We start from the raw sequence: 16,768 nt of genomic DNA on the forward strand, positions 1-16,768 counted from the left end.
TAAGGGGTGATGCCGGTCGGTTGTGATTAACTTGACAGCCAGATAGTGAATGATTTTTACCGCTGATAAAGGGGTATCTCTACTGAACAGCCCAAATGTTATACCAGTACTATAAGTATCTGACAGTAACCACATTATAAAAATAAAATGAACGTAACGTGTCCGAAATCGGACACGTTACGTTCATTAGCGGACATCCAAATTCGCAGGTGCAAAAGGATGACTTTTTGCCCGTGCCGGTTTCTTGATTCTATTCATCAGGCAGCCTTACTGCCCGTTCATCTATCGTTCCTGCGACCTGATTGGCCAGTGTAATAATTCGGGAAGCCGTCGTGCGGTCGCATTCGTTGGAGAGCACAACGATACCCATGTTTAATTCGGGGTAGTTGACGCACAAACTGCTGAAACCAGGGATGTTACCATCCTGCCAAATGACCCGGTAACCGAAGGATTGCAGCATTTGCCAGTTCAACCCTGCCGAATACCGGCTTGTATTTCCCCAGGTTGGCCGATGCACCAGCTTGGCCGCTTCGCTCTGTTCGGCCACATTCCATTGGCTGTATTTCAGCATGTCGGTAACGGTCGATTTCAGGGCGCCCGCTGCCTGGAGTTGATCGGCAATGTTCGGCATGAACTCCCCTTTGCAATTATACCCTTTGGCAAAACGAGTCCGGTCCGACGGAGCCAGCGTAATCTTTGTGTCGGGCATGGCCAGCGGCTGGGTTAGTTTCAGGCGCACGAGCGTTTCATACGATTGGCCATATACCTGCTCCAGAATATACCCCAGTAACTGAGCGCCCGTGTTGGAATACCTGAACGTATACCCCGGTACGGTGTCTAATCTAATCCTATGCAAATCGGCGTAAAAATCAGTTTGGGTATAGGGGCGCAGGCGCTGCATGCCAACCGCCGAAGCGGGCGTAGTGGTATTTGTGAACGCTTCCGGGCGATCCGGCAACAGAAACGGCAAACCCGACCGGTGATTGATCAAATGAAACAACCGAATCGGTTGCCCCTGATACGCCAGATTCGGATACTCGCCCGTCAGGTATAAACGAACATCATCGTCCAGTTTCACTTTCTTTTCAACGACGGCCTGTGCCAGCAAAGCGCCGGTAACCGTTTTGGTGATGGACGCAATGGGGTATATCGTTCGGCTGGTTGGGAGTTGTTGCCGGTCTTTTTCGACCGTACCGTAATTATACACGTAGGTTCGTCCAGCTTTCAGAATGCCGATGGAAAGCCCTACGGCCTGCGGTGCCGCCATGAACCGCTGGGCGGCCTGCTCAACGATGGAATCAACCGAACTTTTCAAGGGGTTGTCTGTCGAAGCCATTTCTGGGAACGCAGCTATTGACGCGGGCCGGATCGGACTGACAGACCCTGACTCCAGGGCCACCAGCAGAAGGAAGGAAATGAGCCAGACGTTCATGAGGAATGGTTTATTTGTGTAGCCAGCCCGGCCAGGTTATGACTTTACTTCGCTTTGCGGATATAAATATTGCCGTTCATGTTTTTCATCATGACTTCCGGGCCGCCCCCGTTGATTTTGCCGTACACCCAATCCTCAATTTTCACCTGATACATGCCCGACTGGCTGGTGCGGCTCACTTTCGGCTGGTTTTTATCTACGTCGATATCGAAGTCGCTGTAGATATCACCCCGGTCCGATTTAAGTTTGCTGTTCGCTTTCACCGAAGCCGGAAAGGTTACGTCGACATTGCCGTTCAGCGTAGAAAACGCCATGGGTGTGCCCGAATCAATGGTTTTGAAGGAGGCAATCAGATTGCCGTTTACCGTACTGGCTACGGCCGAACCGGAAACATTGGTCAGGTGAACATACCCATTGACGTTGCTAACTTCCAGATTGCCATTCACATTCTCAATCTCGATGTTGCCGTTATTAACCGTACTGACCTTGAGCGAAAATCGCTGCGGCACTTTAATCGTTAAATCGACAGCGTGTTTAATGGAATTGGCGTGTACATCAACCACATTCGCCCGCTCTTCGGCGCTCACGTCGAGGGGCATCCCCATAGCAATGCGCTTCATTCCGTTAGCGGCCTTGTCGGAACGGTCGTCGCTCATGTCGTCGCCCCGTTTACCGCGTTTTTCACTCGCCACAATGTCGATAACAACCTCTTTACCAGCGTACCCAATTATGTTTATTGAGCCGTTGATGAGGCCTACATGCAGGGAACCGGGCTTGGCTGGGTCACTCAGCGGAACAACCAACTGCTCTTTCACGTCATTCTGCGCGGCCAGTGGACCCGTGGCAAGCAGCCCTATAACAATTAATCCAGGTATCAATTTATTCGTTTTCATCAGGATTGTTTTTTTATGTAAATGCTTCCGTTGAAGGTTTCAAACTTGAATGTCTTGCCGCCACTGCCAATGCGGATGGCCGTGTTTTTGTTGAGTTTATACACCGTGCCGGTGCCGGTTTGCCGGGTTGTTTTAATGGCCTGCACGGGCAGCACCTCGGTGTTGGGAAAGTCGGTAAAAAACTTACCCTGAAACGTTTTAAACTGTAAATCAGCAGAGAGATTAGCCGGGTAGCTCACGTTAATATTGCCGTTGAGAGTGTAGTACGACGAGTTTTCGGGTGGGTTCGCTACATAGTCGACATCCACGTTTCCATTGATGGTGTGGGCATCGGTCGTTCCTTTCACGTTCGTCAGGGCGATGGCCCCGTTCACATTACGCGCCTTTAGTGCTCCGTCTACATCCTTGACGGTCACATTGCCCCCATTCACGGTCGAAACGACTAAATTCAGCCCCTTTGGAACTTTCACCGTGAAATTGAGCGTGAAATCATAGTCGACGTCCCGGTCGTTGTTCCAGCGGTCCGCTGCACTGTTATTGCGCCGGTTACGTCGGGGCCGCGAATCGAACGGCTCGGCAATGTAGGCGATAACGCTATCGCCTTTTTGCTCAACCTGAAGCTGAAATTCCTTCTTGCCGGTTTCCAGGTCCTGGTTGTTTTTGGCGGTAATGGATTTATCAATTTCCAGCACGACCTTATCGCCCGAGTAGCCTTCGACTTTAATGAAGCCGTTGATATTATAGATAGCCAGCGAACTGTTGGCCGCTTTCGATACCGTAAATTCTTTACTGATGTGCTCCTTGAATTCCTGAGCGGTTGCCGGCGATTGGGTACAAGAGAGTACCAGCCCCACCAGCGCGGGGATTACGAATGGTTTCATCGGTTTGTTTGGATTTGTCTGTGAATAAGGCCTTTAGAGAGCATCTGTCAGCCCAGCGTTTTAACGTTGGGCCGGTGTATGAAAACGACCTGGTGCGAAACCGTTTAAACGGTTTTTATGGCATCGCTTCTTTTCCCATTCCACCGATTAAAATCGGTGGCTAATAAGTTCAGGACAAGTCCCGAATACTTTGCTCAATTTTACCCTTGACCAAGTGGTTCAGCTTATCGTCGCGGAGAAGTTGCCGGAGCGGTTTAATGGACTTTTTTTCCTGCAGGTTCACCATCACGTCGGCCAGCGCCGACTGCACCAACGGCGATTCCTGCCGGGTAATGGACTGCACTAAGCCTTCCCGCACGTTTGGGTTATCGGCCAGTTTGGCCAGGGCCTCCAGCGTCACCAACCGCACATTCACGTTTGGGTCGTTGTTGAGTGTTGTCAGCAATGCGTCGACTACTTGCTCATTTACCTGACTGATGTCTTCCGTGTAACTAACAGCCCGGAGCCGCTCAGAAGCTGCCGGGTTCTCCAGAAGCGAGAGCAGCATCATCTGGCGCATTTCCTGCACCTGCGTCGATAGGGTGTCTATCTGCTGCTGTTGATACGCTACTACGGGCGTGCTGGAACGCTGAAACCAATAGCCGACGGCTATACCAACACTCAGTAGAGCAAAACTATATGCCAGGCGAAACGCGGATGTAGGGGTCCAAAGCAGTCGCAGTTTCGTGAACAGGTTTTCGAAAACGCTTTCCTCTTCAGCTATAACGGTATCTTTATACGTATCGAGCATGGCCTGAAACCGAATCCGGGCAGTTGGGCTGGGTTCCGGCATGGGTAACGTTCCCATGCGTTGCCAAACTGCCCGCGCCCCCGTTGCCTCGGCCCGGCAGGCCGGGCATTGGGCGAGGTGCGTTTCCATAATGGCTCGTTCGGCATCGGGTAATTGATTGCTAAGCCATTCGGTAAACTGTTCCTGTGTTTGTTCACAGTTTATAGGCAGTCGTTCCATTTTCAATCGTCAGATAAATTTTCTTTAACTCGTTCATGGCGCGATGCACCCGTACTTTCACTGCCCCCTCCGTTGTGTTCAACACCCGCGCGATCTCCTCATATTTCAATTCCTGGAATCGGCTCAGCACCAATACTTCGCGGTTGTCGGTGCTGAGTTTCGCCATTGCCCGATGCAGCATATCCAGTTCCTGTTCTTTCTGGAGCCGCTCGTCGGCGGCTGGTCCACCGCCAATTTTGTCGGCCACATCGGCCAGGTCATATTGCTGCGCCGACCGCTTATTTTGTTTGTTATAGTCGACCAGAACGTTCCGGGCCAGGTGATACATCCAGCTTCTGAACTCGCCCTCGCCGGTGAACGTATGGCGGTATTTCAGCATCCGATAAAACACCGTTTGCAGCATATCCTCACTGGCTTCGCGTTGCCCTGTCATGTGAAAAAGGAACCCGAACAGCGGACGGTGGTATCGCTCGAAAAGCAACCCCATCGTATCCATTCGGCCTGCCTTTACCTGCAGCATAAGCGCATTATCTGTCAGAGCGTTCAAGCGTGTAAGAAGAAGGTTTAGTGGGTTTTGAACTGGAAACTTCGCGAAGTTGGGGAGGTTACAGAAAAAGGTAAATTTATTTGCAGGGGGCAGGGGGCAGAGTGCGGGGATGTCATGCGACGCAGAATCTGCTCCCTGCTCCCTGCTCCCCGCTCCACACACAGCGCGACCGCCTGAAAACACAAAAGCTGCTCAGGTGGGCAGCTTTTGTGGTATAACTCAGAAATTAACGTGTAAACCAATTCAGTGAGACGTATTCTTCTCTCAACATTTATAAACGCAGCCGAAGCGCCTGATGGCTGAAACCCCTTGCTCCCTGCCCCCTGCTATATTACTGATTCCCGGTCCTGATGCCGAAACTACGTTCGGTTTCTTTAATGATGGCCTGTTTTTCACGCTCAGTTTTGCCAATTACGTTGGCCGTGCGCTCGATGATTAACTCCTCTCCGTCCTTCTGGAAGGTGTATTGCATCCAGAGCCGCCCATTCTCTTTATCCTCCCGAACCAGCACCGACGATGGTGCCACGTCACTCGGCGAGAGCGATGAGTCGGTGCTTGCCTGCATCGATTCGGCAGTTGTTGCAGCAGTTGCTTCTGCGCTCCGGACTGAGGCTGTCTGCTCGCTGCACTGAGTTTTCGTTGACTTTGCTTCGTGCTTCTTCTCAACAACGGCGGTCTTGTACTGATTGGATGGCGCCTGATCCAATGAGTCGAGGATTTGACTCTCCAGTGCTTTTACTGCCTTTGCTTCCATATCCGCCACATCGAATGAGCGGCTGTAATGGACGGAGCGATTAGGCTCCTCAATGTCAACCCGAATGTGAAGCTGCCGACCATCGGTCGTTATGTGTTTGCTGGATGACCGTTGCGCTACGGCGCAGAAGCTAATACCAACCAGTAAGAGCGTACATAGCGTTTTCATAAATCGGCAGAATAGGTTGCTTGTTTAGATAAGTAGAAATACTCCCTCTATCATCGTGCCAAGTCCATAGTTATCTGATTTACAGACACTTTATACTGAGTATGTATACAAAATGTCCGCAATCGGACAAATTTTGTACGACAGCGGACAAGGGTTTTAAGCAGGGGGCGTATAAGGGGTACTTCTAATTGTAAAAAGAAGGTTTCTTTTATTTTTTGCCCGAATCTGATTATCAGGCAGTTATAAAATGAACCCAGAAGCACCAAATGTAAAAACTTGGATCGGCTTTGCATTAAGGTTGGAGAAATAGGACCAGGAACCCGGAAAACCAGGTATAAAATTGGAAAAGCCTTGCAGAAACATCCCGCTGCAAGGCTTTTTTATGGCTTAAATAGCCTTTAAATGGGGCTTACTGCTCTGACTCCACAAACTCGTTTGGCACCCACACAGCGGCTCCTTTATGGTCTCCAGAGAGTAGACGAACCCGCTTCTTAGCGAAACCAAGCTCAATCACCTTTACCTGGCTGTTATTGTCCACAAATACGGCTTTTCCGCTCTGAAGTAGCCCATTTAAGCCATCGGTGTCCTTTGCGGCTGCAAACGTCTGTATTTCGTCGTAAGCGTCCTTATTTAAGCCTGCTGGTAGTCCAATACGGATAATTCCTATATCACCGATATTCAGGGTCTTTTTGGCCGTTGGCGAGGGGATTTCAGGCGTTTTATCCGAAAAGGCGAAGATTGCAGCCCAAAGAAGTACGGCTATGGCTACGAGAACTATGGCCAGTTTGCGTACAAAGGGGTTTTGGCTGTTTTGAGAGGGTGTAGATGTGTTCATGGTTATAGTCAAAAAGATGGTTTAAAGGGCTTAAAATGTATCGCTAATTTTTACATTTGAAATTAGCGATACATTTAGCGATACATTTAGCGATACATACTGAATGGCTTTAATCCAATTCTACCGGATTCCCATCCATCATTACAGTCAGGCTTTGATGCCTGGCGATCTCCCCCACTTCCCAATAGCTTGTAAATGCGTTTGCTGCCTGAGCTAAATGTTTAGCTCGTTCCGGGCTTAGTACTGCTTGGGACTCCACAAGTAGGGAAAACTGCATCTTCCCCACTTCATCCGGTAAATGGTCCACCTCATCTACATCTACGCCCCCAATACGGTAATAAAATTCGGGTATTTGAAGTTTAAACGCATTGGTGAACTGGATGAAATGCGGCTTTCTGACTTTCAAATAAGTTCTAAAAGCACTGGGTAGGACATTGGCACTAACTTCAATTTTAATGGTACAGGTGACTTCGTTGAGAGTAGGCGTTCCAATCATTTATTGATAAAGTTTAGAAAAAAAGTAACACAAACTTAACCACTTCGCCTTATTAATAAACATAGGTCTACTCATATGTTTTTATTAATTTTTTTTATAATTTAAAACAATTGTCAGCCCCTCGCCTGGCTGCTTTTAGCTGCCTGATACATATCTCTATAAAGCGCAACACTATCTTCTAAGGCGGCAATCACCTTGTCTTTATCTGCCAATCTCTGTTCGTATATGTTTTTTTCTGCACTGGGGGTCGCCCCTGCCTGACTTCGTGCCTCATGGCTCATCTCTGAGCCTTCAGTAAGGTCTTTAAAGAGCAGAGTATCCGCATTAATATCAAATAATTTGATTATTGTCACCAATGTATTGAAGTCAGGATAAGACGTGCCTGTTTCATAGTTTGAGATAGTATTTGGCCTGGCATTCAGCAGAGTGGCCATTTTGTCCTGTGTCCACTTCTTGGATTGCCTTAGTTTACGAAGATTACTTCCAAAATAAACCATGAAATAACTTATCAAAAATTTTGATATATCAAATTATTCGATGAATATTGTACTGTTGTCACTCGGTAACAAAAGAAATGGAAACAGTACAGGAAATCAAATCGCATTTACGGAACGGCGATATGTCGAAGGTTGGTGAGATGCTGGGTATATCAAGAAAGTACGCAAATATTTTGCTTGGTCGGCCTACTGCAAAGCTCCATAAAGACGTACTGGAAACCGCTAAAAAAGTCGCAACTGCTAACCAGAATCTTGGACTGTGAAGTGTATAGCCGACATATGGTACACCGGCTTTGCGGAGCTAACGGAGTTGTGTAATATCAACGAAGTCACTGTGCGTCAGGGCATTAGACGCGAGTCCCCTCAGTGGGAATCCATAGCTGATCCAGACGACCGGCGCAAGCGTTTGATTCGCTACGACACGATGGCTCCCAAGTACCAATCCATCGTTCGCCGGGTGCTGTGTGGTGGTCTGGAACCCTGGGAAATTGCGGCCAAAAAGTCGGCTGAAGTTTTGAGCGAACGGCGGATCACTGAGTTGGTTGAAATTGCCCTAACTACCGGGTTTCGTCGGTATTGTGGACTATACCCGGCTGATGATACAAGCCGGGCGGCACTCAAAACCCAAACCTGCCTGGCGCGGGCGGCTGCTGTGGTCGAGCGCATTGGCACCTACATCCAGGAGCGGGATATTGACCCAAAGAGTTACAAGATGTACTATGAAGTTGAAGCCTGGCTGAAGCAGGATGACAACTATAATTTCTATTTCCCGAAAGGGAACCAGTATCTACCGCTTAACCCGATTCGCCTGAAGGAAAAAGTAGTACAGCGTTTCGGTAAGCCTGGCGTAGAGCCACAGCCAATCACAGAGGTGATCCGGCTCCCTCGTGAGGGTAACAAGTCGCGTGACAAGTTCGCTGGCGATGCCGAACTAATGGCCTGGATTGCAATGGCCAGGATGCAGGGCACTAATGACCCGAACGCTTATATCATTCGTAAGATTTCGGAAGTCTGTCGGATCGTTGGGCGGGACGTGCCTTCCAATAGCTGGTTTAGCCAGGTCTTAGCCAGTGGCCAAATGAAGCAGCTAACCGCTGAACCCCGCTTTGGCACTGGCACCAAACAGGCAGGCCGGTACACCCATAGCATTACGATGGCCAGGGCCATGTACGCGGGGGATTGCTGGATGATGGACGCTACCCGCGTCAACATGATTGAGCATGAGACGACGGAGAAGGGTAAATACGCCTTTTTGTACATCATTGCCGTTCGGGATGCCTATTCTGGCGACATCGTAGGCGTTCATTTCGACACCAAAGAAGACCGTTGGGCCTACACCAACGCCCTTAAAATGGCGGTCAAATCGACGGGCTATCTGCCTCACACGCTGGTTTATGACCGCTTTCCAGGGCATTTATCCGATGAAATGCAGTCGATTCTTGATGCGATGGAGCGCAAGGGCGTCAACCTGGTGTGTACCCATAAAGCAACGGGCAAAGCACTCTTAGAACGCTGGTTCGACACCCTGCAAACGGTATTTCTGTCGAAGTCGAAGTACTACTATGGGCAAGGCATTATGTCTACTCGTTCGTATGCCCATCGGTCGCCCGAATACCTGCTAAAAGTCAGGAAGGAAGCAAAGGCGGAAGGGTGGGATTTTGACCGTGCCTGGCAAGAAGCGTGGCAACGTATAGAGGAGTACCGTCAGACGCCTGTTTCTTACTATTCCAGGAAGCATAAAGGCTTAGACCTTAGCCCGGCTACGCTTCACCAGCAAAGCGAAAAGCCCAACGTCGTAGCGGTCGAATTGTGGGATCAGGCATCGCTCTTCTGGATGACCAAAGTGCTGGACATTCGCCGGAATCGACTGGAGCAGGAGGTGCATGGGGTTCGCTACGAATACCCAATCTATGATGAAACCCTACTGTATCGCTATGAGCGCGTGGCCATTCGCTACGAAGAAGCAGACCCGGCAAAAGTAATGCTGTTTGCTGTCGGAGCCGATGACCGGGTGACGGATTTCTTCATTACCGAACTGGCAGAGTCAACCCCAATTACGATGTATGGCCCGAATGCTGAACCGTCACGTTTGGCCGGTCGTCAGGAGAAAATAAAACAGTTTGAGGGGCGTAAGCGGGCCGATCTGCAACGTGCCGTGAACGCAGCAACGGTCGATCCTGAATACCTACTTAACCTGGGAGGGCGCGTACCCAAAGAAGAATTTGAGAGCGTTCAAACGGCCATTATCTACGAACAGATGGGTGTCAGCATTGCGGCCAATGCTCAGGCTCCAGCGAAGGGAAAGCAACCTAAGCCGCCCAAATTAAAGGTATTGCCAACAGCCACATCCGACGTGCCCTTTGACCCCAAAACGCACGTTTACAACAGCTTTTTCAATCAGTAATCACTATAAAACCTAATGAGAGATGATCGTAGAAATCAATGACTTCCAAAAAAAACTGGCGGTTCTTTCCCTGAACCAATATCTGAGCGCATTGCCAGTTCCCCCGCCAAATCACCCGGCAAATCCATTAGATAACACGTTTGACCTGGTTCGCGCTGAAGCGACACAGCTATTGAATGTATTGAACGGACCAGGTGAAGTTCGGATACCACGAAACAGCTTTAAGGATACACCTGAAAAGGTCGCTTAAATGCCATTTAACACCCTTTTAAACCTACATGAGAGATGGTAACAGATGTTCAGAAAATCGAAATCGGTCGGCTGATTGAGATAGAAGCCGAACGGCACAACGGTTGGCAACGAGCCGCCAACAAGCTGGGTGTAAACCAAACCCATTTGCGCTACAACATGCGTGACCCGGATAAATGGTATCTGGTAAGCGATGAGATGTGGGTGAAAGTAGCTGGCAAGCTCAACTATAACCTGAATGATGCTGGCTGGAGCCTGGTCAAGACAACCAATACGTCCATTGTGATGGAAGTGCTGGATAGGGCGCAAAATGAGCAGCTATTTATGGCGCTTAGCCACGATGCCGGGCATGGCAAAACGGCGGGGGTTCGGATGTACATGATGGAAAAGATGGGTGTCTTTTACGTCGAATGTGAAGAGTCCTGGAGCCATAAACGATTCGTGCAAAAACTGGCCGAAACATTAGGATTGCGGGTCGAGCGGTATTGCGTTTCCGACCTGACGGATATGATTATCAATATCCTTCGGGATAAGGCGGCAACCATCCGGCCCCTGCTGGTCATTGACGAAGCCAACAAACTCAAGCCCTCCAGCTTGCGGCTGTTCATTCCCTTGTTCAACAAGTTGCAGGACCAGGTTGGTATGGTCTTAATCGGGGCACATGACCTCAAAAAGCATATTCAGAACGGGGTTCGGCGGGATGGCCGGGGCTTCGATGAATTGGAGTCAAGATTAGGCCGCTCCTACATCTCCCTGGCGGGCATTTTTGAGCAGGATGTCATCGCCATCTGCAATGCCAACGGCTTAACCGACACAAAGGCTCAGGAGCGCATTTGGGACCGATTACGCCCACGCCGAATAGAGATCGAGGGGAAATACTATTGGGTTTCCAGTCAGGATTTACGGGTACTGAAACAGGCCGTGAAGCACGAGAAAGCGGCTATGCAGGTGGCGGCCGCTCAAAAAGCTCTGGCCCCAACGCACTTAGAGTCAACGATGGGGGGTAAAGTGGTTCCGGCATTGGCAGCAGTGGCATGAGAACGCTACGACGACGCAAGCGCGGGGAGTTAACCCCTTTAGAGATTCAGGCACAAATGGGGGGGGGTAAAACGCCTACTGACATGGAACAGAACGCCGGAATGGGCAAAATCATACGCTTCTACGCCAACATCAAACCCAGGGAAATCGTGGACGATCTGACAATCGAAGAACTGAAAGCGGCTGGCTTTGGCCCCTATCGCTATAGGGGTTTGAAAGACCCACTGACAGGTAAGTTCGCAACCGTCGAAGGGCCAAGATACTACGTCCATTCGTCGGTTCCAACGGCCAATTCAATCCATAGCTGTGAGTCGAAAGACTATGAACACCCATTAGTAAGCTATGAAGTAGGGTTCGGCTGGGAAGCCAAATGGGGAGCGGTTCGCTTCTCGCTTCGCAATGAGAAGGAGTTACGCGCCTTCATGAAGCAGTTCAATTATTACGCACCTATAATCAGTCAATAATATGGCTCCACTAAGTCAGGAAGACATTAAACGCCTTCAGGCGGATATGAGTACGCTCTTAGAAAAGCACGGCTTCACAGGTGCCTACCTGGTAGCTGAACACCGGGTTGGCGATAACGAAACTGCACAACAGTGCGTGGTAGCACTATCAGCAGTTTCCCCGTCGATGCCGACCAAATTTATCGACGCCCTGGCCAAACAAACCTTCTCAATCGTGAAGTCGGTCAGCAAAATGGAAGTCCATTTAAGAGACAATTAAACCCTATTCCAATGAACAAGAAGGACAGAACTAAGCTAACAACAGCAATGGAACAGTTTCTCCAGCTTAAAGGGCTTCAGGCCAGCCAGGAGAAGCAAATGGAGGCATTGAAAGATGTTATCATTGGTATAGCCAAAGATAATGCCAATGACTTTTCAGACGGTGAATTGCTCCTGGATGGGGTGGGACTTCTGAAGTACGTTGCCAACCCGCCAAAACTGGCTTTTACGGCTACGGGCAAGGCATTAAACGAAGTGGAAACCATTGGGCTGGTTAAGGATTTAGGCGAAAAATATGCCAAGTCAGCCATCAATATGGCACGGCTCAAAATTGCGGTCACGCAACAGGATCGGGAAGCCATGAGCGTCCTGTTGAATTATGGCGTCGAGTTGGTCTTGTCACAACGGTTGGATGTAAAAGCAGTATAGGCAATGGAAACGCAACAACTACCAGAACCACAGGACGCCACGAAAATAGCTATTCAAGGGTTGACGGATCGACAACTCAAAGCACTTCTCATTCTTTGTGAAGCGGTCATGGAAGACAAAGATGGTGCTGCTCTAAAGAGCATGGGGGCCATTGAATCCCTGATTGGCAGCGAAGGTGACGAAACGATGGGCTACTGGATTCCAATCCTTGCCTACAATGAAGCCAACAGGCGAATTGACCTAAAAACGCCTATGCCCTTTCCGCCAAATATGACTACTGAAGGGCGGGTGTAACTCCTAAAAACATCATGGCTAATCCTTGCCGGGCTGGACCCGGCCCGCTATTCGTGTCTCTAAGTGCTATCATTTTACTATCATTTTAATATCAAAAATCATGAAAACTCTTTTTCTAAGTGCCCTCCTTGTTTTTAGTGCCTTATTCTCCTGTGATTCTAATTCGGTAGAGTCAATAAAGACAGCCAAATCAAGGGCTAATGCACGTACCACCCTTGAAAACGATGCGTCCGGGCAATGGAAGCTACACTATGCAACCAATACGGCCTATCCCTACACCTATCCCCAAGACTGTGGTACGTGCTGTAGTGCTTCTGATGTCTGGTTGTACATGGCCAACGGGGGTACGCAGTACGCTTATCACACAATCACCAATTACAATCCCTGTAATACGCTGTCGTGGTCAGACTTTAAGAGTGACTTCAATGGAGGTGGTTTAGCCTGGGAAACCTACCCCACCTTTTCGAGTGAGTACAGCGGTTGGGTTGACAGTCCATATGATGGAGTGGATAAATTAACGATTGTGCGGGGCGTACCGAACGAGACAAGTGCGATTAGAGAGGTCTCCGTTAGCTTCAACAGCACTAAAACAATCATGTACTGGACTGCCCCCAACTACTCCGCCACCTGGATACGTGCCAGTGGCGGGCCTTCTATTCCTTAATGTGACAGCCGGGAAAGACCGGCACTCTGGAGAGTAGAACACGGGGGTGTAAGCAAGAGAAACTGACATCGAGTAAGCCAGAAGGGAGCGCGCTGGCGAAAGAGAAAATACTTGCGGGCTGAAGGTTGACTGTTCGATAAGCCCATTCAGGGGTTCGACTCCCCTGCTCTTCACAATGGCGATACTGCCAGAAACGAGTACCAAACCAATCATCAAATGGCCAAACAAAATACGTCGGCTACGCCTAAGACGATCAAGGCGAAATTTCAGGTAACATCCGTAGGCAATGACCGGGAACGGGTCTACATGCAAACGGTGGACACTCCCGATGCGTCGGGTAAGAATGAGAACACGGTTTTAGGCGGGGCGCAACTGACCATCCAGGCAGACGATGAAAAAGACTTCTTTCTGTCAGGTGGTGAATACTACGTGGAATTTACACCTGTAGCGGCAAAAGTTTAATCAACCGGGGCGGTCGTTAGCCAAAGCATATTTTGTGCAGCAGCTGATGGCCGTCCATGGAAACCAAACAATCTATGGCAACTGACCAAGACCCTCACGCAGATGATGCGCCCGTCGATGAAAGCAATACGCCGGTAGTCGAGAACGAAGAGCCGAATACCATTTCGGCGGAAGATTATTTTCTAAACTATCAATATTAGAGCCATGCCCAAACTAACATTTCAACGAGTCCAGGGAGCGGACTCCGAACCTCTTGATTTGGATATTGACATGATCGAAGGGGTTGCTGCCTCCATTATGGAAGGACGGTGTATCCTGGCACTACCCGGACGGGGTGTGCTGGTGAAGGGTACGGTCGAGGAAGTGCAGGCACTCATCGACGCGGCCCGCGCGGAAGCTCAGGAATTAGATGAAGACGATAATTGATCCCTTGAACGATGACACGCACATTAGAGCAAAACACAAAATTTCACAAGCTGGTAGGGCTTCGTAAACTGGATAAGGAAGACAAACAGGCGTTGGTGATGGAATGTAGTGGCGGTCGCACTACTTCCAGCGCGACCATGACGGTGCAGGAAATGGCCTTAGCCATCACCATCCTGGATAGTGAGCAGACCAGTTCACTCAAGAAGATGAGGGCCAAGATTATCCATGTGGCCAGAGACATCTTTGGTATGGCTCCAAAAGATGTTTGGGGACAAGAACACTATGACAGGCTGAATAAATTCCTCCTGGATAAATTCAAATGCCCCCTGCACAAGCTGACCTATCAGCAGTTGCCTAACGCGGTTACAGCAATGGAAGCCTGGCGGGGATGGAAGACAAAGAAAATGGTTAACGAACTCTTAAACGCTATTTAATCATGGTTTACTTAATGTGGATACTGGGCTTATTTATTCTTGCTGCCTTCTTCTACGCACTTGGGTTCTTTCGCGCCTGGGGGCTTTGGGAAGAGGTCACAAAAAACGAAAAACTCAGTCAGGAGTGCAGGAATAAAATTGACGGGCTATTATGAAAGTCAAGCTGAAATTGCGGCTCAAATCGGGCGAAGTGGTTGCTCTTAGTAAGCACTTAGCCACTACGTTAGGCAGTCAACAAGTTGAGGAATTGCGAAAAGAACCGGCTGATATGTTAATCATGTCTGCACTCTACGAAATATACAGCAAGGTGAAAGAGCAAAGTGAAAATATTCGCCTATTTGGTAATCGTAGAACCGATGAACTATACGCTGTTACTCTAACTCGTACCCAGGCACTGGCCTTGTGCTGTGTGGTGGTCGATGAGCCGAAAGCCGCAACTGCCATGCAAACTTACGAAGCCAATTTCTTGCAAGGTTTGTTAGGTACAATTCACCAAACCTTTTTAGTATAACCACTTAGTTAATCCTTTTTCGTCATGTATAAAAACTACGTATATTGTGCGTTACTTATTTGCCTCCTTTCGTGGCACCACCGTAACTCACTCATGAAGAACACTCCGAAGTCCTCCACTTCCAGTTCCTCTATGCCCCTTCGTGACCGGCGCAATGCTGACATCCGGGCGGAATATGTTCACCTTTTTAATGTCGAGGGCAAGCGCAACAAAGTAATCCTGGCGCTGCTGTCGAAGAAATGGTACATGGCAGAAGATACCATTGAGCGTATCGTTTTTCAGCGCGGGCGTTATCGGCAAACGCCATCGGCAACGGCATCGTCAGCCGTATTGCCAGCATGAACTTACTCTACATAAGTGATATGGATGCTGGCTTGATCGGCGTTGTGCTGGCTATTGTGCTGGCGGCATTGGGCGGGTTCGCCATCGGCCATTTGATGGGCAACCGGGAACGAAAAATGGAGGAAACGTTTAATCCTAAGTTTCGGCCTGACGGGGAGGGGGTTCGGCTATGATTTCGGTTGCTCAACGCTATTCTATCACTTCTCCCATGTTCGAGGGCCAATTGATGTTCTACTACAATGAGCAGGACGTATTGGAAGGCTTCAGCAACGAAGCTGAAATGAAGCCAGAGCAAATCAAATGGCTGGCAACCCATTTCCCAATGACGATAGCTGATTTAGAGTGGGTGGCCGGGTCAAGTTCTACCATTATTATTCGGCGGACAACTCAGGAGCTAACCTTCGATGAATTTTGGGAAGCCTACAAACTCAAGGTCAACAAAAAGGAGGCACAAGTGGCCTGGGACAAATTAACGGAGCCTGAACGAGTCCAGGCGTTTGAAAATATTCCAGGGTACAATTACTTTTTGATGTATCGACCCAATCAAAATAAGATGTACCCGGATACTTACTTGCGCGGTAAGTTTGCGAATGACTATAAGGCAATGGCTGCGGCCAAATGAGTGTTCATTAGTATTTGTTGTTTATATTCAAAATCCCCGCTGGCATTGCCTGGCGGGGATTTTCGTCTTTTAACCTAAATTATGATATGAGAGATTGCAAAGGTAGTCCTAAACTCGACGTTTTTTAGCCTGGCTAATTTCGACAAATGTTTTGCCCATTGCATAGAGTCCACCAGCGACCAGAAACGGCCAGGAGTCTTTCCACTCAAACTTTTGAGTAACAGCAGCATTGTTCAGCACAAACCCCGTCGATAGCCCGGTAACGTATAACGTCAACGAATTGAGCATCTTGATCGAGCCGCGTAGCTCTGACCTTACTGTAAAGTCCTTTTCTGCTTCTTCCATCTCATTTGGGGATTGTCGCTTGTGCGATAGCTGCTATTGCTGCCAGGATGACTATACCCCAAAAACGGGCTTCTTTGCTCTGCAACCGCTCATTTTGCTGATGCAGTAAGGTGTTTTCTGAAGCCGACTGGAGAAATTGTTTACGCTCGATATTCAGCGTATCCCGAACGGCCATCACGTTTTCGGCGGGTGGTGGCCAGTAGGTGGTATCCGTTTGCGCCAGCACGGGAGCCGCCAGCAGGAGTAAAATCAGGAGGAGTTTCATGGTTAGTTACGGTGAAACCCCCTAAGCTGACACTCCAGCTTAGGGGGTT

General features: G+C 49.1%; 28 protein-coding genes. 17 read left to right on the forward strand and 11 right to left on the reverse strand.

Annotation, left to right across the window (positions count from 1 at the left end; genetic code table 11):
* Positions 1-250 precede the first annotated feature (250 nt).
* The 9 genes from ACYVI1_RS20085 to ACYVI1_RS20125 all read right to left on the reverse strand — a co-directional run bounded on the left by ACYVI1_RS20085 (position 251) and on the right by ACYVI1_RS20125 (position 7,512).
* Complete coding sequence (locus ACYVI1_RS20085) at positions 251-1,432, reverse strand: serine hydrolase domain-containing protein (protein WP_460912554.1); 1,182 nt, start codon at positions 1,430-1,432, stop codon at positions 251-253.
* 44 nt (positions 1,433-1,476) lie between these two features.
* Positions 1,477-2,325, reverse strand: a complete 849-nt coding sequence (locus ACYVI1_RS20090; protein ID WP_460912555.1) for a DUF4097 family beta strand repeat-containing protein — start codon at positions 2,323-2,325, stop codon at positions 1,477-1,479.
* Positions 2,325-3,206 (reverse strand): DUF4097 family beta strand repeat-containing protein, encoded by an 882-nt coding sequence (locus ACYVI1_RS20095; protein WP_460912556.1) that lies wholly within the window; start codon positions 3,204-3,206, stop codon positions 2,325-2,327. The genes ACYVI1_RS20090 and ACYVI1_RS20095 overlap by 1 nt, the downstream gene beginning before the upstream one ends.
* A gap of 169 nt (positions 3,207-3,375) precedes the next feature.
* Positions 3,376-4,215: a HEAT repeat domain-containing protein gene (locus ACYVI1_RS20100; RefSeq protein ID WP_460912557.1), complete on the reverse strand. Its 840-nt coding sequence runs from the start codon at positions 4,213-4,215 to the stop codon at positions 3,376-3,378.
* The gene (locus tag ACYVI1_RS20105) at positions 4,190-4,735 is read right to left on the reverse strand and encodes an RNA polymerase sigma factor (protein ID WP_460912686.1); all 546 of its coding nucleotides are present in this window, start codon (positions 4,733-4,735) and stop codon (positions 4,190-4,192) included. The genes ACYVI1_RS20100 and ACYVI1_RS20105 overlap by 26 nt, the downstream gene beginning before the upstream one ends.
* 358 nt (positions 4,736-5,093) lie before the next feature.
* Positions 5,094-5,684: a hypothetical protein gene (locus ACYVI1_RS20110; RefSeq protein WP_460912558.1), complete on the reverse strand. Its 591-nt coding sequence runs from the start codon at positions 5,682-5,684 to the stop codon at positions 5,094-5,096.
* Positions 5,685-6,093: 409 nt separating this feature from the next.
* Positions 6,094-6,519: a hypothetical protein gene (locus ACYVI1_RS20115; protein ID WP_460912559.1), complete on the reverse strand. Its 426-nt coding sequence runs from the start codon at positions 6,517-6,519 to the stop codon at positions 6,094-6,096.
* 109 nt (positions 6,520-6,628) lie between these two features.
* Positions 6,629-7,015, reverse strand: a complete 387-nt coding sequence (locus ACYVI1_RS20120; RefSeq protein ID WP_460912560.1) for a hypothetical protein — start codon at positions 7,013-7,015, stop codon at positions 6,629-6,631.
* Positions 7,016-7,128: 113 nt separating this feature from the next.
* Positions 7,129-7,512 carry a helix-turn-helix domain-containing protein gene (locus tag ACYVI1_RS20125; protein ID WP_460912561.1) on the reverse strand — a complete coding sequence of 128 codons (384 nt, stop codon included), beginning with the start codon at positions 7,510-7,512 and terminating at the stop codon, positions 7,129-7,131.
* A 77-nt stretch (positions 7,513-7,589) separates the two neighbouring features.
* Here ACYVI1_RS20125 and ACYVI1_RS20130 point away from each other — a divergent pair, with 77 nt between their 5' ends.
* The 17 genes from ACYVI1_RS20130 to ACYVI1_RS20210 all read left to right on the forward strand — a co-directional run bounded on the left by ACYVI1_RS20130 (position 7,590) and on the right by ACYVI1_RS20210 (position 16,109).
* Entirely contained in the window at positions 7,590-7,775 is a 186-nt protein-coding gene (locus ACYVI1_RS20130; RefSeq protein WP_460912562.1) for a hypothetical protein, read from the forward strand.
* Positions 7,772-9,916, forward strand: coding sequence for a DDE-type integrase/transposase/recombinase (locus tag ACYVI1_RS20135; protein ID WP_460912563.1), 2,145 nt, complete (start codon positions 7,772-7,774; stop codon positions 9,914-9,916). Before ACYVI1_RS20130 ends, ACYVI1_RS20135 begins: the two co-directional genes overlap by 4 nt.
* Before the next feature lie 22 nt (positions 9,917-9,938).
* Complete coding sequence (locus ACYVI1_RS20140) at positions 9,939-10,166, forward strand: hypothetical protein (protein WP_460912564.1); 228 nt, start codon at positions 9,939-9,941, stop codon at positions 10,164-10,166.
* 35 nt (positions 10,167-10,201) lie between these two features.
* Complete coding sequence (locus ACYVI1_RS20145; RefSeq protein WP_460912565.1) at positions 10,202-11,203, forward strand: AAA family ATPase; 1,002 nt, start codon at positions 10,202-10,204, stop codon at positions 11,201-11,203.
* Positions 11,200-11,667: a hypothetical protein gene (locus ACYVI1_RS20150; protein WP_460912567.1), complete on the forward strand. Its 468-nt coding sequence runs from the start codon at positions 11,200-11,202 to the stop codon at positions 11,665-11,667. Before ACYVI1_RS20145 ends, ACYVI1_RS20150 begins: the two co-directional genes overlap by 4 nt.
* A 1-nt stretch (position 11,668) precedes the next feature.
* On the forward strand, positions 11,669-11,926 hold the full coding sequence (locus tag ACYVI1_RS20155; protein ID WP_460912568.1) for a hypothetical protein: 258 nt from the start codon (positions 11,669-11,671) through the stop codon (positions 11,924-11,926).
* 11 nt (positions 11,927-11,937) lie between these two features.
* Positions 11,938-12,354 carry a hypothetical protein gene (locus tag ACYVI1_RS20160; RefSeq protein ID WP_460912570.1) on the forward strand — a complete coding sequence of 139 codons (417 nt, stop codon included), beginning with the start codon at positions 11,938-11,940 and terminating at the stop codon, positions 12,352-12,354.
* A gap of 3 nt (positions 12,355-12,357) precedes the next feature.
* Positions 12,358-12,648 carry a hypothetical protein gene (locus tag ACYVI1_RS20165; protein WP_460912571.1) on the forward strand — a complete coding sequence of 97 codons (291 nt, stop codon included), beginning with the start codon at positions 12,358-12,360 and terminating at the stop codon, positions 12,646-12,648.
* 100 nt (positions 12,649-12,748) lie between these two features.
* The gene (locus ACYVI1_RS20170; RefSeq protein WP_460912572.1) at positions 12,749-13,312 is read left to right on the forward strand and encodes a hypothetical protein; all 564 of its coding nucleotides are present in this window, start codon (positions 12,749-12,751) and stop codon (positions 13,310-13,312) included.
* Between the two features lie 216 nt (positions 13,313-13,528).
* Positions 13,529-13,774 (forward strand): hypothetical protein, encoded by a 246-nt coding sequence (locus tag ACYVI1_RS20175; protein WP_460912573.1) that lies wholly within the window; start codon positions 13,529-13,531, stop codon positions 13,772-13,774.
* A 74-nt stretch (positions 13,775-13,848) separates the two neighbouring features.
* The gene (locus ACYVI1_RS20180) at positions 13,849-13,974 is read left to right on the forward strand and encodes a hypothetical protein (RefSeq protein ID WP_460912574.1); all 126 of its coding nucleotides are present in this window, start codon (positions 13,849-13,851) and stop codon (positions 13,972-13,974) included.
* Positions 13,975-13,978: 4 nt separating this feature from the next.
* A complete protein-coding gene (locus tag ACYVI1_RS20185) occupies positions 13,979-14,200 on the forward strand; it encodes a hypothetical protein (RefSeq protein ID WP_460912575.1) in 222 nt (73 codons plus the stop codon).
* A gap of 11 nt (positions 14,201-14,211) precedes the next feature.
* The gene (locus ACYVI1_RS20190; protein WP_460912576.1) at positions 14,212-14,634 is read left to right on the forward strand and encodes a NinB/YbcN family protein; all 423 of its coding nucleotides are present in this window, start codon (positions 14,212-14,214) and stop codon (positions 14,632-14,634) included.
* A gap of 151 nt (positions 14,635-14,785) precedes the next feature.
* A complete protein-coding gene (locus ACYVI1_RS20195; RefSeq protein WP_460912577.1) occupies positions 14,786-15,145 on the forward strand; it encodes a hypothetical protein in 360 nt (119 codons plus the stop codon).
* Between the two features lie 93 nt (positions 15,146-15,238).
* Positions 15,239-15,487, forward strand: a complete 249-nt coding sequence (locus tag ACYVI1_RS20200; RefSeq protein WP_460912578.1) for a hypothetical protein — start codon at positions 15,239-15,241, stop codon at positions 15,485-15,487.
* Complete coding sequence (locus ACYVI1_RS20205) at positions 15,484-15,660, forward strand: hypothetical protein (RefSeq protein ID WP_460912579.1); 177 nt, start codon at positions 15,484-15,486, stop codon at positions 15,658-15,660. Before ACYVI1_RS20200 ends, ACYVI1_RS20205 begins: the two co-directional genes overlap by 4 nt.
* Positions 15,657-16,109, forward strand: coding sequence for a hypothetical protein (locus ACYVI1_RS20210; RefSeq protein ID WP_460912580.1), 453 nt, complete (start codon positions 15,657-15,659; stop codon positions 16,107-16,109). Before ACYVI1_RS20205 ends, ACYVI1_RS20210 begins: the two co-directional genes overlap by 4 nt.
* Positions 16,110-16,217: 108 nt before the next feature.
* Here the strand turns inward: ACYVI1_RS20210 and ACYVI1_RS20215 are convergent, their stop codons facing one another.
* On the reverse strand, positions 16,218-16,454 hold the full coding sequence (locus tag ACYVI1_RS20215; protein ID WP_460912582.1) for a hypothetical protein: 237 nt from the start codon (positions 16,452-16,454) through the stop codon (positions 16,218-16,220).
* A 1-nt stretch (position 16,455) separates the two neighbouring features.
* Complete coding sequence (locus ACYVI1_RS20220; protein WP_460912583.1) at positions 16,456-16,719, reverse strand: hypothetical protein; 264 nt, start codon at positions 16,717-16,719, stop codon at positions 16,456-16,458.
* Positions 16,720-16,768 lie beyond the last annotated feature (49 nt).

Source organism: Spirosoma areae (assembly GCF_054781775.1).

Excerpts from the sequence above, each read along its gene's own strand:
- ACYVI1_RS20185 (WP_460912575.1), top strand. The coding sequence starts at position 13,979 with ATGCCCAAACTAACATTTCAACGAGTCCAGGGAGCGGACTCCGAACCT.
- ACYVI1_RS20125 (WP_460912561.1), bottom strand. The coding sequence starts at position 7,512 with ATGGTTTATTTTGGAAGTAATCTTCGTAAACTAAGGCAATCCAAGAAG.
- ACYVI1_RS20130 (WP_460912562.1), top strand. The coding sequence starts at position 7,590 with ATGGAAACAGTACAGGAAATCAAATCGCATTTACGGAACGGCGATATG.
- ACYVI1_RS20190 (WP_460912576.1), top strand. The coding sequence starts at position 14,212 with ATGACACGCACATTAGAGCAAAACACAAAATTTCACAAGCTGGTAGGG.
- ACYVI1_RS20215 (WP_460912582.1), bottom strand. The coding sequence starts at position 16,454 with ATGGAAGAAGCAGAAAAGGACTTTACAGTAAGGTCAGAGCTACGCGGC.
- ACYVI1_RS20155 (WP_460912568.1), top strand. The coding sequence starts at position 11,669 with ATGGCTCCACTAAGTCAGGAAGACATTAAACGCCTTCAGGCGGATATG.
- ACYVI1_RS20195 (WP_460912577.1), top strand. The coding sequence starts at position 14,786 with ATGAAAGTCAAGCTGAAATTGCGGCTCAAATCGGGCGAAGTGGTTGCT.
- ACYVI1_RS20090 (WP_460912555.1), bottom strand. The coding sequence starts at position 2,325 with ATGAAAACGAATAAATTGATACCTGGATTAATTGTTATAGGGCTGCTT.
- ACYVI1_RS20165 (WP_460912571.1), top strand. The coding sequence starts at position 12,358 with ATGGAAACGCAACAACTACCAGAACCACAGGACGCCACGAAAATAGCT.
- ACYVI1_RS20105 (WP_460912686.1), bottom strand. The coding sequence starts at position 4,735 with ATGCTGCAGGTAAAGGCAGGCCGAATGGATACGATGGGGTTGCTTTTC.
- ACYVI1_RS20205 (WP_460912579.1), top strand. The coding sequence starts at position 15,484 with ATGAACTTACTCTACATAAGTGATATGGATGCTGGCTTGATCGGCGTT.
- ACYVI1_RS20160 (WP_460912570.1), top strand. The coding sequence starts at position 11,938 with ATGAACAAGAAGGACAGAACTAAGCTAACAACAGCAATGGAACAGTTT.
- ACYVI1_RS20110 (WP_460912558.1), bottom strand. The coding sequence starts at position 5,684 with ATGAAAACGCTATGTACGCTCTTACTGGTTGGTATTAGCTTCTGCGCC.
- ACYVI1_RS20115 (WP_460912559.1), bottom strand. The coding sequence starts at position 6,519 with ATGAACACATCTACACCCTCTCAAAACAGCCAAAACCCCTTTGTACGC.
- ACYVI1_RS20150 (WP_460912567.1), top strand. The coding sequence starts at position 11,200 with ATGAGAACGCTACGACGACGCAAGCGCGGGGAGTTAACCCCTTTAGAG.
- ACYVI1_RS20145 (WP_460912565.1), top strand. The coding sequence starts at position 10,202 with ATGGTAACAGATGTTCAGAAAATCGAAATCGGTCGGCTGATTGAGATA.
- ACYVI1_RS20100 (WP_460912557.1), bottom strand. The coding sequence starts at position 4,215 with ATGGAACGACTGCCTATAAACTGTGAACAAACACAGGAACAGTTTACC.
- ACYVI1_RS20095 (WP_460912556.1), bottom strand. The coding sequence starts at position 3,206 with ATGAAACCATTCGTAATCCCCGCGCTGGTGGGGCTGGTACTCTCTTGT.
- ACYVI1_RS20140 (WP_460912564.1), top strand. The coding sequence starts at position 9,939 with ATGATCGTAGAAATCAATGACTTCCAAAAAAAACTGGCGGTTCTTTCC.
- ACYVI1_RS20085 (WP_460912554.1), bottom strand. The coding sequence starts at position 1,432 with ATGAACGTCTGGCTCATTTCCTTCCTTCTGCTGGTGGCCCTGGAGTCA.
- ACYVI1_RS20180 (WP_460912574.1), top strand. The coding sequence starts at position 13,849 with ATGGCAACTGACCAAGACCCTCACGCAGATGATGCGCCCGTCGATGAA.
- ACYVI1_RS20200 (WP_460912578.1), top strand. The coding sequence starts at position 15,239 with ATGAAGAACACTCCGAAGTCCTCCACTTCCAGTTCCTCTATGCCCCTT.
- ACYVI1_RS20175 (WP_460912573.1), top strand. The coding sequence starts at position 13,529 with ATGGCCAAACAAAATACGTCGGCTACGCCTAAGACGATCAAGGCGAAA.
- ACYVI1_RS20170 (WP_460912572.1), top strand. The coding sequence starts at position 12,749 with ATGAAAACTCTTTTTCTAAGTGCCCTCCTTGTTTTTAGTGCCTTATTC.
- ACYVI1_RS20220 (WP_460912583.1), bottom strand. The coding sequence starts at position 16,719 with ATGAAACTCCTCCTGATTTTACTCCTGCTGGCGGCTCCCGTGCTGGCG.
- ACYVI1_RS20210 (WP_460912580.1), top strand. The coding sequence starts at position 15,657 with ATGATTTCGGTTGCTCAACGCTATTCTATCACTTCTCCCATGTTCGAG.
- ACYVI1_RS20120 (WP_460912560.1), bottom strand. The coding sequence starts at position 7,015 with ATGATTGGAACGCCTACTCTCAACGAAGTCACCTGTACCATTAAAATT.